We start from the raw sequence: 752 nt of genomic DNA on the forward strand, positions 1-752 counted from the left end.
CTGCGGTGCCGGCGCGGTCACGGCGGTCGACCTGTCACGGCGCGCCGTGCTCGCGGCACGGGTCAACGCCCGGCTGCACCGCACCGCGCTGACCGTGCACCGCGGTGACCTGTTCGGCCCCGTCGACGGCCGGCGGTTCGACCTGGTCACCGCCAACCCGCCGTACGTGCCGTCGCACACCGACCGGCTCGTCCGGCACCGCCGGGCCCGCAGCTGGGACGGCGGCCGCGACGGCCGCGCCGTGATCGACCGCATCTGCGACGGCGTCGCCGCCCACCTCGGACCGGGCGGTGCGCTGCTCATGGTGCACAGTGCCGTCTCCGGGGTACAGGCCTCGCTGGACCGGCTCACCGCGGCCGGGCTCACCGTGCGGGTCGCCGACCGGTCCCGGATCCCGCTCGGCCCGGTGATGCGGGCCCGCACCGCGCTGCACGAGGCCCGCGGCCTGGTCGAACCCGGCGCCGCCGACGAGGAGCTCGTGGTGATCGAGGCCGTCCGTGGGTCGTGAGACCGGCGCCGGGCCCGCCCGGGTGCGGCTCACCGACGACGGCCCGGTCCTGGTGACCGGCCCGGTGGAGGTCGAGCTGCCCGACGGCACCCGGGTGACCTCGCGGCGCCCGGTCACCGCGCTGTGCACCTGCCGGCGCACCCGCCGCCCGCCGTTCTGCGACACCAGCCACCGCACCCGCGTGCGACAGGAGGACCCGACGTGACCGCACCCCCGCACCCGGGCACCGGGACCGCGCCGCTGC

The 752-nt window shown here is 78.2% G+C and carries 2 protein-coding genes; both read left to right on the top strand.

Annotation, left to right across the window (positions count from 1 at the left end):
- Positions 1-508: HemK2/MTQ2 family protein methyltransferase (locus GTW08_RS00640; protein ID WP_161151244.1), on the top strand; the 508-nt coding region annotated here is incomplete at its 5' end.
- Positions 498-713: a CDGSH iron-sulfur domain-containing protein gene (locus GTW08_RS00645; RefSeq protein WP_073577251.1), complete on the top strand. Its 216-nt coding sequence runs from the start codon at positions 498-500 to the stop codon at positions 711-713. The genes GTW08_RS00640 and GTW08_RS00645, both read left to right, overlap by 11 nt.
- The last annotated feature ends 39 nt before the right edge of the window (positions 714-752 follow it).

It is taken from the genome of Pseudonocardia sp. SID8383 (assembly GCF_009864975.1).
Taxonomy (GTDB): Bacteria; Actinomycetota; Actinomycetes; order Mycobacteriales; family Pseudonocardiaceae; genus Pseudonocardia; species Pseudonocardia alni.